General features: G+C 72.4%; 1 protein-coding gene. It reads left to right on the top strand.

The genetic code is table 11. From position 1 onward, the window contains the following. Positions 1-161: 161 nt before the first annotated feature. Positions 162-1028, top strand: an 867-nt coding sequence (locus ACXJKR_RS33360; protein WP_457326510.1) for an NAD(P)H-hydrate epimerase, incomplete at its 3' end; no start/stop codon positions are given.

Genomic DNA, 1028 nt, shown 5'->3' with positions numbered 1-1028 from the left:
CGGCGGTCGCGCGGGCTTGTGGCTCAACATCTCGCCAGGCGGACTGGGCTGGGGCCTGGCCTGTGGCAGCGCCCAGATCCTGGCCCAGCAGATCGCCGGGCTAGCACCCGCGCTGGACATCGCCGCACTCGGGCCGCAACGACTGCTCTAAGCTCATGGGCATGCATCCGGTGCTGCCCACAACCTCCACGCTGCCGCTGTTCGATGTCGCAGCGAGCCGACGCATCGAGGCGCGCGCGCTCGCCCACTCGCCCGACCTGATGGAACGCGCAGGACTGGCCGTCGCCAAGCTCGCCCTGGCGCTGCGCCGGGGCGCCGGCCCAGTATGGGTGGTCTGCGGCCCCGGCAACAACGGCGGCGACGGCCACGTCGCCGCGCGACGGTTGGCCGAGGTCGGTGTCCCAACCCACGTGAGCCACGACGCGCCGCAGTACCCTTCCCTCGTCATCGACGCGCTGCTTGGCCTGGGCCTGAATCGTGCGCCCTCACCCGAGCTGCTGGCACCCATCGTCGCAATGGGCAATTGCGGCGCGCCCGTCCTCGCCGTTGATCTGCCCAGCGGCCTGCTCGCCGACACCGGCCAACTCGCAGGCGAACGCGCCATGCGCGCCGATCACACACTGACACTGCTGACGCTCAAGCCCGGCCTCTTCACCGGCGAGGGACGCGCGCACGCAGGACGGATCTGGTTCGACGAGTTGGGCATTGCACCCGACGAGCCGCCCACGGCCAACCTGCTCGGCCCGGGCGCGGCCCTGCATCGCAGCCCGACCAGCCACAAGGGCAGCCACGGCCAGGTGCTGGTCGTGGGCGGAGCACCGGGTATGCAGGGCGCCGCCCGGCTGGCCGCCCGCGCGGCCCTGGCGTGTGGCGCGGGACGGGTCTATCTGGACCTGCTGGGGCTCGGCCCCGCCGAGGTCGCTGACTCCGGCTGGCTCGAGTTGATGCGCGGCCGGCTCACGGAGCTGCCCCAGGCAGTGGGCGTCATCGGCTGTGGGGCTGGCGACGCCATCACACCCCATTTGCCC

Source organism: Roseateles sp. P5_E11, from assembly GCF_054049355.1.
The sequence above is the reverse complement of the archived record's forward strand: the minus strand, read 5'-3'. Positions and strand labels throughout refer to the sequence as shown.